Source organism: Pseudomonas sp. AK181, assembly GCF_051122975.1.
Lineage (GTDB): Bacteria > Pseudomonadota > Gammaproteobacteria > Pseudomonadales > Pseudomonadaceae > Aquipseudomonas > Aquipseudomonas lactis.
This window is the reverse complement of sequence record NZ_CP146348.1, coordinates 4,870,408-4,882,002: the sequence shown is the minus strand read 5'-3', so window position 1 is coordinate 4,882,002 and position 11,595 is coordinate 4,870,408. Positions and strand designations below refer to the sequence as shown.

Genomic DNA, 11,595 nt, shown 5'->3' with positions numbered 1-11,595 from the left:
TTCACCTGACGCCCCGCAATCCAATGTGGGAGCTGGCTTGCCTGCGATGGCGGTGTGTCAGTTACAGATCAGTCGACTGAATCACCGCCATCGCAGGCAAGCCAGCTCCCACAGGTATAACGGCGGCAGTTATTGCGCGCATGAAAAAGGCGACCCGCAGGTCGCCTTTTTCAACTGCGTTTGATCAGAACTCGTGATCAGCGCTGTCCGGGTTCAGGTCGCTGATGCCCAGCTTGCCGGCAGCGGCTTCGATCGAACCGGTCTGCTTGACCAGGGCGGCGATCGAGTCACGCACGATCTGGTTGCCCTTTTCATTGTCCGCGGCGATCAACTGGTCGTAATGCTCGCCGTTGTTGGCGTGGTCAACCATCACCTGGATCTTCGCTTCGGTGGCCGCCAGGTCAGCCTTGAGGGCTGCATCGGCTGCCGGGTCGGCCTTGGCCACCAGGGACGACAGGCTGGCGCCGGTCAGCTTGGTACCGTCAACGCGGGTGTATTCGCCCAGGTAAACGTTACGGATGCCCTTGGCGTCGTAGAAGTGCGAGTAATGGGTGTTGTCGCTGAAGCAGTCTTGCTCGTCTTCCGGCGAGTTGGCTTCCAGGGACACTTTCATGCGCTCCCCGGCGAGCTCGCCCAAAGACAGGCTGCCCATGCCGAACAGCATTTTACGCAGGCCGTCGGTGCCCGGTTCCGACTCCAGGGTGGCGCGGTAGTTGTCTTCGACGTTGGGCTTCCAGTTGTCGACCATTTCCTGCAGGTCGCTGACCAGCAGTTGGGTGACCGCACGCAGGTAAGTGCGACGACGCTCGTTGTGGCCGCCGGTTGCACCGTCACCGGTCATGTAGTCCGACGCCGGACGGTTGCCCGCGCCTGGGCCGGTGCCGTTGAGGTCCTGGCCCCACAGCAGGAATTCGATGGCGTGGTAGCCGGTGGCGACGTTCGCTTCGGAACCGCCCAGCTCATTGAGGCTGGCGAGTTTTTCCGGGGTGATGTCCTTGACGTCGACCTTGTCTTCGCCCACCTGGATCTCGTTATTGGCGATGATGTTGGCGTTGGCACCTGGGTTGCCCAGCGCGTGCTCGTAGGACTTGTCGACGTAGTCGATCAGGCCTTCGTCCAGGGGCCAGGCGTTAACCTGGCCTTCCCAGTCGTCAATGATGGTGTTGCCGAAGCGGAATACTTCGCTCTGCAGGTAAGGTACGCGTGCGGCGATCCAGGCCGTACGGGCCGCTTTCAGGGTTTCGTCGTTCGGGTTGGCGAGGAAGGTGTCGATTGCGGTCTGCAGGGTTTTTGCGGTGGATTCGGCATCGCTGTACACCGCAAACACCATGTCTGCGTAGTGCGCGACCACGGCCTTGGCGGCCGCTTCGTCGACCTGGCCTGCCGGGGCAGCCGCCGGTGCGGTAGTGCTGGCGGCAGCGGGTGCCTGGGGCGCGGCGGCCTTGTCTTTACCTTCGCCGCAACCGGCGAGAGAAATGGCAATTGCCAGCAGACTGGCGGTGGCCAGGGGCATACGAATCATGGCGAACATCCTGCTTCGGTTGTTGAAAGGGCGCGCGGGGAGCGCAAACGCTGCGACATAATGCGAAAGATTTGCATTTTGTGTAAAGGCTTATACGCGGGAAATATTGAGTATCGAAGTGTAAATTCAAAGACTCACGGCGTTATTGCGCTCGGCCTGCTTCAAATAAGCCGTCAACTCCCGGGCCTGCAACGGTTTGCTGTAGTGATAACCCTGCCCCTCATGGCACCCCTCGGAGATGACGTAGGCCTCCTGTTCGGCAGTCTCCACCCCTTCGGCAATCACCTGCATGCCCAGGCTTTTGCCCAGTTGGATAATGGCGCGCACGATGGTTGCGTCATCGTCGTCGTCCTGCAGGTCCTGGACGAAGCTCTTGTCGATCTTGATCTTGTCCAGGGGCAGGCTCTTGAGGTAACTCAGGGATGAGTAGCCAGTGCCGAAGTCATCAATGGCGATCAGCGCCCCGGAGCGGCGCAGGCTCAACAGGTGCTGGGCGGCGGTGCTGATGTCTTCCATCAGGCCGGTCTCGGTCACTTCCAGCTCCAGGCTGCGCGGCGGCAGGCGATAGATCTGCATCAGGTTGTTGACCACCCGTGGCAACTCGGTGTGGTGCAGTTGCACGGTGGACAGGTTGACGGCCATGCGCAGCGCCGTGAAGCCCTGGTCATGCCATTCGCGCAATTGCCGGCACGCCTGGTCCAACACCCATTCGCCAATGGGAATGATGGTGCCGTTCTGTTCCGCCAGCGGGATAAACAAGTCGGGCGGTACCAGCCCGTGTTCCGGGTGCTGCCAGCGTAGCAAGGCTTCCACGCCCACCACCTGATGGTCGCGGTAGCTGATTTGCGGTTGGTACACCAGGTGCAACTGCTCACGGCTCAGCGCATCGCGCAGGTCTTTCTCCAATTCACGGCGCCGGCGCATTTCGCTGTCGACGCTGGCGATATAAAACTGGTAACGGTTGCGCGAGCGGCTCTTGGCCAGGGTCATGGTCTGCTCGGCTTTTTGCAGCAACTTTTCGGTGCTGTCGCCATCCTCCGGGAACAGCGTGATGCCGATGGTGGCGCGCAGGCGGATCAGGTCATGGTCGAGCGCAAATTCAGCCTCCAGGTCATCGAGGATGCTTTGCGCCAGTTCGGCGGCTTCGTAGGGCTGATCGATATCGGCTTGCACCAGGGCGAACTGGTCGCCGCCCAGGCGGGCGAGCGTACCCAGGCGGCCGCTGTGGGCGCGCAGGCGGTCGGCCAGGGCCAGCAGCAGTTTGTCGCCGGCCTGGTAGGTGAACTGCTCGTTGACGCTCTTGAAGTCATCCAGGCCCACGCACAACACCGCGACACGGCGCTGCCGGCGGCCAGCGTCCGTGAGGATCTTGTCCAGTTGCGCCTGCAACTTCTGGCGGTTCGGCAGGCCGGTCAGGAAGTCGTATTGGGCCATGCGCAATAGGCTCGATTCGGCCTCGTGGCGCAGGTGGGTATTGCGCTCGATGGATTCGAGCAATTGGTTGGCGGTGTTTATCCACTGCCCCAGTTCGTTGCGTTCGTGGCCCTTGAGCTGAGGGATCTTGTGCTCGCTGGGGCGGTCCGGGTTGATCGAGGTCAGGTGTTCGATCATCCGCGACAACGGTTTGGTCAGCATCCAGTGATACACCAGGTACAGCACCAGCCCCATGGCCAAGGCGCGCAATACGCCCGAGATAAAGATGATGACCGAGCTGACCAGGAAACTTCGGCCATAGGTGGCGGTGTCGAGGGTGATACTCAGGTCGCCGTAATATTCGCTGTAGGGGCCCTTGCCCACCAACGCAGTGGTAAAGGAGCGTTCCTGGCCCAGAATCAGGTCGGTCAGCCAGCGGCTGGGGGACTGCTGTAAAGGGCGGCTTTTTTCCGCCAGCATGGTCTCGTTGGGGTGGCCGATAGAGGCCATGCGCACAGCGTCGTCCTGGAACAGACCTTCGATCACCTGCATGCCCATCTCGCGATCCAGGCTGTACACGGCCTGGGTCGAGGGGTCGCGAAACATGTCGAGGATGCGCTGGGCATCGCCCGCCACGGCCTGGCGCGTCTTGTAGGCATCAAAAACGATCTGTGCTGCGCTCAGCACCACACCCACGATCAAGGCCGACAGCAGCACAACCCGTAGCAACTTCACCGACAAGCTGTTCTTGAGTTCCAGCTTCAAAGGGGCATTCCTTGTCTCATGCGGGTGGCCGTCAATATGCCATGAGTATTGGCAATCTGGTGATGGCAGTCAAAGGGACATTGGGGCCTTGGCTTAATTGCGGTTTGGGCCGGATAAACGCAGGCACGCGCCCACTGAGGTTCGGGCTTGTCATAAACAGGAAAGGGGAGGGGCTGCAAGCCCGGCAGTAGAGAAGGCGGGGGCGATCCGCCTTCGAGTAGGCGACGATTTAAGAATAATCGATCTTGCCCTGGGGCTGTTGCTGTTCCCCACCGATCTTGGAGCCTTCACTGGCTATGTCCAGGACTTTGTTTGCCATGTCCAGGATTTTATTTCCCGCGCCCACTACGCCGTTTGCCAGGTCCAGCCCTTTATCAACAACGCCCGCTACCATTGGGATTGCACCTGCAACCCCTGCTGCCATCGAAATAGGATCCATCGTCATGCTCCACATTGATTCAGGAGGGTTATTCCTCCTGACGTTTGTGTGGTCAATTGTTACGGTTGAGTTCCGGTATCTCTGGGCTGTCTGCCTGGCGCGCATAAAAAAGCCCGGCGATTGCCGGGCTCTTTCTACTGCAAGCGTTGCTTAGGCAGTGAAGGTCTTGCCTTCGAACTGCTCAGCCACGAACTTCCAGTTGACCAGGTTCCAGAACGCTTCCACATACTTTGGACGCACGTTGCGGTAGTCGATGTAGTAGGCGTGTTCCCAGACATCGCAGGTCAGCAGCGGGGTGTCGCCGTTGGTCAGCGGGTTGCCGGCGCCGATGGTGCTGGCCAGGGCCAGGGAACCGTCAGCCTTTTTCACCAACCAGCCCCAGCCGGAACCGAAGGTGCCGACCGAAGTCTTGGTGAACTCTTCTTTGAACTTGTCGAACGAACCGAACGCAGCGTTGATGGCTTCAGCCAGCGCGCCGGTGGGTTGGCCGCCGGCGTTTGGCGCCAGGCAGTTCCAATAGAAAGTGTGGTTCCAGACCTGAGCGGCGTTGTTGAAGATGCCGCCCGAGGAAGACTTGACGATCTCTTCCAGGGTCTTGCCTTCGAACTCGGTGCCAGGCACCAGGTTGTTCAGGTTCACGACATAGGTGTTGTGGTGCTTGTCGTGGTGGTATTCCAAGGTTTCCTTGGAGATGTGCGGCTGCAGGGCATCGTGTGCGTAGGGCAGCGGCGGCAATTCGAAAGCCATGATGATTCTCCTAATCAGGTCAGTTGCGGTGAGCGCAAGGCCGATCACGGGCGGCCAAACATGCGCCGGGGAGTTTGTACTCTTTGCGGCGCAGGGGTCCGATCATAGCACCGGGGGTGCGGCATAACCACGCAACAACTGTGTGGGATAGAGGTTCCAGCGCGTTTTGGAATATTGCTCACGCGCTGATCAGTTGATAGGCCACCGAGAACATCATCGCGGCCACCAGCAGGTCCAGCAGGCGCCAGGTGGCCGGGCGTGCCAGCCAGGGTGCCAGCCATGCCGCGCCCAGCGCCAGGGTGGCGAACCACAGGAATGAAGCACTGGCCGCACCGGCTACGTAGGCACCCGGTTCGGTTTGTTGCGCGCCCAGGGAGCCGATCAGCAGGACGGTGTCCAGGTAGACGTGGGGGTTGAGCAAGGTCACCGCCAGGGCGCTCAGCAATACGGCGCGCAATGAGCGCGTCTTGAGGCTGTCGCTTTGGTCCAGGCTCTGTTTCGAGCAGGCCCTGCGCAACGCGCATGCGCCGTACCAGAGCAAAAACGCTGCGCCGCCCCAGCGTGCCACCGCCAGCAGTATCGGGCTTTGCGCCAGCACGGTGGCCAGCCCGAATACCCCGGCGGCCACTAACAGGGCGTCGCAGATCACACACAGCGCCGCCACGGGTAAGTGATGTTCGCGGCGCAGGCTCTGCGCGAGTACGAATGCATTTTGGCTGCCGATTGCCATGATCAACCCGAGGGCCACCAGCAAACCGTTCATATAGCTTTGCCACATAGAGGGAGATCCTTGTTGATGCTCAAACGATGCTGGCTATGGTGCGGGTCGGCGCTGTATAAGAAAAACCAATATTGCTGATCGCTCATTAGAGAAACTGATGTTCGACTATAAATTGCTTTCCGCCCTGGCGGCGGTGGTGGAACAAGCCGGCTTCGAACGCGGTGCCCAGGTGTTGGGGCTGTCGCAGTCCGCCATCTCCCAACGCATCAAGCTATTGGAGGCGCGCATCGGCCAGCCGGTGTTGATCCGCGCCTCGCCGCCGACGCCCACCGATATCGGCCGGCGCCTGCTCAACCATGTGCAGCAGGTGCGTTTGTTGGAGCGTGACCTGCAAAGCCAGGTGCCGGCCCTGGACGAGGAGGGTATGCCCGAGCGTCTGCGCATTGCCCTGAATGCCGACAGCCTCGCCACCTGGTGGGCCGAGGCGGTCAGCGACTTCTGCGCCGAACAGCATTTGCTGCTGGACCTGGTGGTCGAAGACCAGACCGTGGGCCTCAAACGCATGCGCGCCGGTGAAGTGGCGGCCTGCATTTGTGCCAGCGAGCGCCCCGTGGCCGGTGCCCGCAGCCTGTTGCTGGGCGCCATGCGCTATCGGGCGCTGGCCAGCCCGGCCTTTCTGGCGCGGCATTTTCCTGGGGGCGTGCGGGCCGACCAATTGGCGCGCACGCCTGCGCTGGTGTTCGGCCCGGATGATTTCCTGCAGCACCGCTACCTAGCGTCCTTGGGGGTAGACGGTGGTTTCGAACACCATCTATGCCCGTCATCCGAAGGCTTTATCCGCCTGACGGAAGCCGGTCTGGGTTGGGGCCTGGTGCCTGAATTACAGGTGCGCGACCAGTTGGAAACCGGCGTATTGGTCGAGTTATTGCCAGATAAGCCCATCGATGTGCCGCTGTACTGGCATCATTGGCGCAGTGGCGGGCAACTGTTGGGCTTATTGACCGACCATCTGGCCGATGTGTGTGGCCATTGGTTGGTGCCGTTGGAGTGATGGCGCGCGTCAAGGCAAAGCGATGAAAAACGAAAGAACACGGAGTACTACATGAAAATTCTGGTCACCGGCGCAAGCGGCTTCATTGGCGGGCGCTTTGCGCGCTTCGCCCTTGAGCAGGGCCTGGACGTGCGGGTCAACGGGCGGCGCGCCGAGGGTGTGGAGCACCTGGTACGGCGTGGTGCCGAGTTTATCCAGGGTGACTTGAATGACGCCGACCTGGTGCGCGACCTGTGCCGCGATGTCGAAGCCGTGGTGCATTGCGCCGGCGCCGTCGGGCTGTGGGGCAAGTACCAGGACTTCCACCAGAACAATGTGCTGGTTACCGAAAACGTCGTCGAAGCCTGCCTGAAACAGCGCGTCGGGCGCCTGGTGCACCTGTCGTCGCCGTCGATCTACTTTGACGGTCGCGACCATCTGGGGCTCACCGAAGAACAAGTGCCCAAGCGTTTCAAGCATCCCTATGCCGCCACTAAGTACCTGGCCGAGCAGAAGGTGTTCGGCGCCCAGGAGTTCGGCCTGGAAGTGATAGCCCTGCGCCCGCGCTTTGTCACCGGGGCCGGCGATATGAGCATCTTCCCGCGCCTGCTGAAAATGCAGCGCAAGAACCGCCTGGCGATCGTCGGCGACGGCTTGAACAAAGTCGACTTCACCAGCGTGCATAACCTTAACGAGGCGCTGCTCAGCAGTTTGCTCGCCACCGGCTCGGCCCTGGGCAAAGCCTATAACATCAGCAACGGCGCACCGGTGCCGATCTGGGATGTGGTGAACTATGTAATGCGGCAAATGGAGTTGCCCCAGGTGACCCGTTACCGCTCCTACGGTGTGTCTTACAGCGTGGCAGCCTTGAATGAAGCCTTCTGCGCGATGTGGCCGGGGCGGCCGGAACCGGGGTTATCGCGCCTGGGCATGCAGGTAATGAACAAAGATTTCACCCTCGACATCAGCCGCGCCAGGCATTATCTCGACTACGAGCCCAAGGTCAGCCTGTGGGCCGCGCTCGACGAGTTCTGCAGCTGGTGGAAAGCCCTGGACCCGGGCCGCCAATAAGCTCATACGCAGCAACACTTCGGGAACCCAATTCCAGGTTCCGAGTCGATCCATGCGCCGGGAGTGCGGTTTATACTCCTGCCGCTCGGCCTTGCAGCCAGCCATCTCATTGATTCAGGGTAGATTCATGCGTAACGATGCTAAAGACGACTTCGACAACGTTCCCAGCCTGCGGGCCGATCTTGGGGATGACGATGATTTCGTGCCGACCCCCGCGACGTCGGTGCGTTCGCGAACGACGCCCGTGGTCAAGGTCAAGAGCGCCAGCACCGGCCCGTTGTGGGCATTGGTTGGCGCGCTGTTGATCGCCTTCGCGGGCCTGGCCTGGTGGAGCTTTCAGCAGATCTCCCTGATGGGCCAGCAGTTGGTCGCCACTCAGGAGAGTTTTGCCCGCATCAGCGAAGAAGCGGCGGGGCGCCTGCAGGCGATCTCCGGCAAGGTTGTGGCCAGCGAAGCCAATGTGAACAACGGCAGCGAAGCCTTGAAACTGCAGATCAAGCAGCTGGAAGCCCAGTTGCAGGAGCAGGGCAAGCAACAGTTGGGTGTCGCGGGGCAGGCCACCGAACTGGACAGCCGCCTGGCCCAGATGAGTGCCAGCACCACCGAACTGACAGCGGCCAATACCAAGCTGCAAGGCCAGGTGCAGGCCCTCACTGATGCGGTCGCCAGCCTCACGGCAGCGCAGGCCGAGGTCAAGGGCCTGGCCACCGATGTGGCTGCCTTGAAAAAACAAGGCAACCCCAGCGCGGCCATCGCCCGTCTCGAGCAGGACCTGCTGGTGCTCAAGAGCGCCCAGGAAAACCAACCGGCCAACGTCGACGCACCGACCAACAAGGAATTCGACGTGTTCCGCATCCAGACCACGCGCAATATCACCACCTTGCAAAGCCAGGTGCAGAACTTGAATCAGCGCCTTAATGCGCCGGCGGCGATTACACCGCTGGGCCAATGATGTAGGCCGGACAGGCTCGCTCCCACGCTCCGCGTGGCGTTCTCTGTAGGAGCGAGCTTGCTCGCGAAAAACGTTAACGATCACGCGGGTTTCCTGGATAAGCGCGGCGCTTGTTGGCTTTTCGCGAGCAAGCTCGCTCCTACATTAGGATTAGGGTGGTGATTGTCACCATTTGGTGACATTTACCATCCCTTTCGTTACTTGCCCATCCCACGCCCTTGTTTAGACTCCGGTCATCCCAAAAAAACAATAAGGGCCACCCATGACCACCCATCCACTGCCTGCCAGCAGTTGGCTGAATGCACCTGCCCATCACGCTTGGCTCGCTGCAGAAGGCCAGCGCCTGCTGGCGTTCGCCAAGGCATCGCGCCTGCCGGACGGTTTCGGCAACCTCGACGATAAAGGCCAATTTCCGGCCAACGCCCGCGCCGAGACCATGAACACCGCGCGCATGACCCACAGCTTTGCCATGGCCCATGCCATGGGGTTGCCGGGTTATGCCGAGTTGGTGGCGCACGGTGTGGCGGCGCTCAGCGGCCCGCTGCGCGACAGTGAGCACGGTGGCTGGTTCGCCGCGCCCCATGCGGTTGATGGCAACACCGGCAAGGCCGCCTACCTGCATGCCTTCGTGGCCCTTGCCGCCAGCTCTGCCGTAGTGGCCGGCGCGCCGGGTGCGCACACATTAATGAACGACGCCATCCATATCATCGACCAGTTCTTCTGGAGCGAAGAGGAGGGCGTCATGCTCGAATCTTTTGCCCGGGACTGGAGCGGCGTCGAAGCCTATCGTGGCGCCAACAGCAACATGCACGCCACCGAAGCCTTCCTGGCGCTGGCCGATGTCAGCGGCGATACACGCTGGCTGGACCGCGCGCTACGCATTGTCGAGCGAGTGATCCACACCCATGCCGCCGACAACCAGTTCATGGTGATCGAGCATTTCGACGCGCAGTGGAAGCCCTTGCTCGGTTACAACCAAGACAACCCCGCCGATGGCTTTCGCCCTTACGGCATTACACCCGGCCATGGTTTTGAATGGGCGCGGTTGCTGCTGCACCTGGAAGCTGCGCGCCTCAAGGCCAAGCTGGCCACGCCAGACTGGCTGGTGAGCGACGCCAAAGGCCTGTTCGCCAGTGCCTGCGAGTACGCCTGGGCGGTGGATGGTGCGCCGGGCCTTGTCTACACTTTGGATTGGAACCAGCGCCCGGTGGTACGCGAGCGTCTGCACTGGACCCATGCCGAAGCCAGCGCCGCCGCTCAGGCGCTGCTCAAACGTACCGGCGAGTTGCATTACGAAACCTGGTACCGACGCTTCTGGGAATTTTGCGAAACCCACTTCATCGACCGGCTCCAGGGCAGTTGGCACCACGAACTCAGCCCGCACAACCAACCCAGCAGTAAAATCTGGGGCGGCAAACCGGACCTGTACCATGCCTGGCAAGCGGTTGTGCTGCCTGCACTGCCCTTGGCACCCAGTTTGGCCAGCGCATTGGGCAGCGGATGCTATGTCACCAAGTGGTGACATTTGTGCGTCCCTTTGTTACCTGCGCCCTGAAAATCCATGTTTAAACTCCGTGCAGCGCAAGCTCTAGACTTGCATGCATAACAACAAGAAAAGGTACTCAGATGAACGCGATTAATCGCCTCGCCGTCGCTATTTCCATTGCCTCGTTGTTCCCCCTCAGTGCATTTGCCGCCGACTCTAAAGGTACGGTGGAAGTGGTGCATTGGTGGACCTCCGGCGGTGAAAAAGCGGCTGTGGATGTCCTGAAGGCCCAAGTTGAGAAAGACGGCTTCACCTGGAAAGACGGTGCTGTAGCAGGCGGCGGTGGCGCCACTGCCATGACCGTGCTCAAAAGCCGCGCGGTCGCTGGCAACCCGCCAGGCGTTGCCCAGATCAAAGGCCCCGACATCCAGGAATGGGCGTCGACTGGCCTGCTCGACACCGACGTGCTCAAAGACGTCGCCAAAGAAGAAAAGTGGGACTCGCTGCTCGACAAGAAAGTCTCCGACACCGTGAAATACGACGGTGACTACGTCGCCGTGCCGGTGAACATCCACCGCGTGAACTGGCTGTGGATCAACCCGGAAGTCTTCAAGAAAGCCGGCATCACCAAGAACCCAACCACCCTCGAAGAATTCTACGCAGCGGGCGACAAGCTCAAGGCCGCAGGCTTCATTGCGCTCGCCCACGGCGGCCAGCCTTGGCAGGACAGCACCGTATTCGAAGCGGTGGTGCTTTCGGTCATGGGCGCCGATGGCTACAAGAAAGCCCTGGTCGACCTGGATAACGGCGCATTGACCGGCCCGGAAATGGTCAAGGCCCTCACCGAGCTGAAGAAAGTCGCGACCTACATGGACGTCGACGGCAAGGGCCAGGACTGGAACCTGGAAGCTGGCAAGGTCATCAACGGCAAGGCCGGCATGCAGATCATGGGTGACTGGGCCAAGTCCGAATGGACCGCAGCCAAGAAAGTCGCCGGCAAGGATTATGAGTGCGTAGCGTTCCCGGGCACCGACAAAGCCTTCACCTACAACATCGACTCCCTGGCGGTGTTCAAGCAGAAAGACAAAGGCACTGCCGCGGGCCAGCAGGACATCGCCAAAGTCGTGCTGGGTGAAAACTTCCAGAAGGTGTTCAGCATCAACAAGGGTTCTATCCCTGTGCGTAACGACATGCTGACCAAGATGGAGTCCTACGGCTTTGACTCCTGCGCCCAGACCGCCGCCAAGGACTTTTTGGCCGACGCCAAGACCGGTGGCCTGCAGCCAAGCATGGCCCACAACATGGCCACGACCCTGGCAGTGCAGGGTGCGTTCTTTGATGTCGTGACCAACTTCATCAACGACCCGAAAGCCGACCCGGCCGACACGGCCAAGAAGCTTGGCGCGGCGATCAAGTCGGCCAAGTAACACAGCCATCTGTAGGAGCGAG

At 60.9% G+C, this 11,595-nt stretch carries 10 protein-coding genes; 5 read left to right on the top strand and 5 right to left on the bottom strand.

Annotated features, from left to right (window positions below):
- Positions 1-184 precede the first annotated feature (184 nt).
- From V8689_RS22365 to V8689_RS22345, 5 genes are all read right to left on the bottom strand, one after another.
- Positions 185-1,522: an imelysin family protein gene (locus V8689_RS22365; RefSeq protein WP_032895564.1), complete on the bottom strand. Its 1,338-nt coding sequence runs from the start codon at positions 1,520-1,522 to the stop codon at positions 185-187.
- A gap of 126 nt (positions 1,523-1,648) precedes the next feature.
- Complete coding sequence (locus tag V8689_RS22360) at positions 1,649-3,700, bottom strand: putative bifunctional diguanylate cyclase/phosphodiesterase (protein WP_056791459.1); 2,052 nt, start codon at positions 3,698-3,700, stop codon at positions 1,649-1,651.
- Positions 3,701-3,929: 229 nt separating this feature from the next.
- Positions 3,930-4,139 carry a hypothetical protein gene (locus V8689_RS22355; protein ID WP_150072859.1) on the bottom strand — a complete coding sequence of 70 codons (210 nt, stop codon included), beginning with the start codon at positions 4,137-4,139 and terminating at the stop codon, positions 3,930-3,932.
- 150 nt (positions 4,140-4,289) lie between these two features.
- Positions 4,290-4,886: a superoxide dismutase gene (locus V8689_RS22350; protein ID WP_003175739.1), complete on the bottom strand. Its 597-nt coding sequence runs from the start codon at positions 4,884-4,886 to the stop codon at positions 4,290-4,292.
- A 178-nt stretch (positions 4,887-5,064) separates the two neighbouring features.
- A complete protein-coding gene (locus V8689_RS22345; protein ID WP_032895568.1) occupies positions 5,065-5,664 on the bottom strand; it encodes a LysE/ArgO family amino acid transporter in 600 nt (199 codons plus the stop codon).
- Positions 5,665-5,764: 100 nt separating this feature from the next.
- On the opposite strand from V8689_RS22345, the gene V8689_RS22340 reads away from it, so the two are divergent.
- The 5 genes from V8689_RS22340 to V8689_RS22320 all read left to right on the top strand — a co-directional run bounded on the left by V8689_RS22340 (position 5,765) and on the right by V8689_RS22320 (position 11,573).
- Entirely contained in the window at positions 5,765-6,658 is an 894-nt protein-coding gene (locus tag V8689_RS22340) for a LysR family transcriptional regulator ArgP (protein WP_003193773.1), read from the top strand.
- A gap of 51 nt (positions 6,659-6,709) precedes the next feature.
- Positions 6,710-7,708 carry an NAD-dependent epimerase/dehydratase family protein gene (locus V8689_RS22335; protein ID WP_056791465.1) on the top strand — a complete coding sequence of 333 codons (999 nt, stop codon included), beginning with the start codon at positions 6,710-6,712 and terminating at the stop codon, positions 7,706-7,708.
- Positions 7,709-7,835: 127 nt separating this feature from the next.
- Positions 7,836-8,660: a hypothetical protein gene (locus V8689_RS22330; RefSeq protein WP_056791468.1), complete on the top strand. Its 825-nt coding sequence runs from the start codon at positions 7,836-7,838 to the stop codon at positions 8,658-8,660.
- Positions 8,661-8,922: 262 nt separating this feature from the next.
- Positions 8,923-10,182 (top strand): AGE family epimerase/isomerase, encoded by a 1,260-nt coding sequence (locus V8689_RS22325; RefSeq protein ID WP_056791472.1) that lies wholly within the window; start codon positions 8,923-8,925, stop codon positions 10,180-10,182.
- 104 nt (positions 10,183-10,286) lie between these two features.
- Positions 10,287-11,573 carry an ABC transporter substrate-binding protein gene (locus tag V8689_RS22320; RefSeq protein ID WP_003193767.1) on the top strand — a complete coding sequence of 429 codons (1,287 nt, stop codon included), beginning with the start codon at positions 10,287-10,289 and terminating at the stop codon, positions 11,571-11,573.
- The last annotated feature ends 22 nt before the right edge of the window (positions 11,574-11,595 follow it).

Coding starts and splice junctions, on each gene's coding strand:
- V8689_RS22365 (WP_032895564.1), bottom strand. CDS start 1,522: ATGATTCGTATGCCCCTGGCCACCGCCAGTCTGCTGGCAATTGCCATT.
- V8689_RS22355 (WP_150072859.1), bottom strand. CDS start 4,139: ATGGATCCTATTTCGATGGCAGCAGGGGTTGCAGGTGCAATCCCAATG.
- V8689_RS22350 (WP_003175739.1), bottom strand. CDS start 4,886: ATGGCTTTCGAATTGCCGCCGCTGCCCTACGCACACGATGCCCTGCAG.
- V8689_RS22345 (WP_032895568.1), bottom strand. CDS start 5,664: ATGTGGCAAAGCTATATGAACGGTTTGCTGGTGGCCCTCGGGTTGATC.
- V8689_RS22340 (WP_003193773.1), top strand. CDS start 5,765: ATGTTCGACTATAAATTGCTTTCCGCCCTGGCGGCGGTGGTGGAACAA.
- V8689_RS22335 (WP_056791465.1), top strand. CDS start 6,710: ATGAAAATTCTGGTCACCGGCGCAAGCGGCTTCATTGGCGGGCGCTTT.
- V8689_RS22330 (WP_056791468.1), top strand. CDS start 7,836: ATGCGTAACGATGCTAAAGACGACTTCGACAACGTTCCCAGCCTGCGG.
- V8689_RS22325 (WP_056791472.1), top strand. CDS start 8,923: ATGACCACCCATCCACTGCCTGCCAGCAGTTGGCTGAATGCACCTGCC.
- V8689_RS22320 (WP_003193767.1), top strand. CDS start 10,287: ATGAACGCGATTAATCGCCTCGCCGTCGCTATTTCCATTGCCTCGTTG.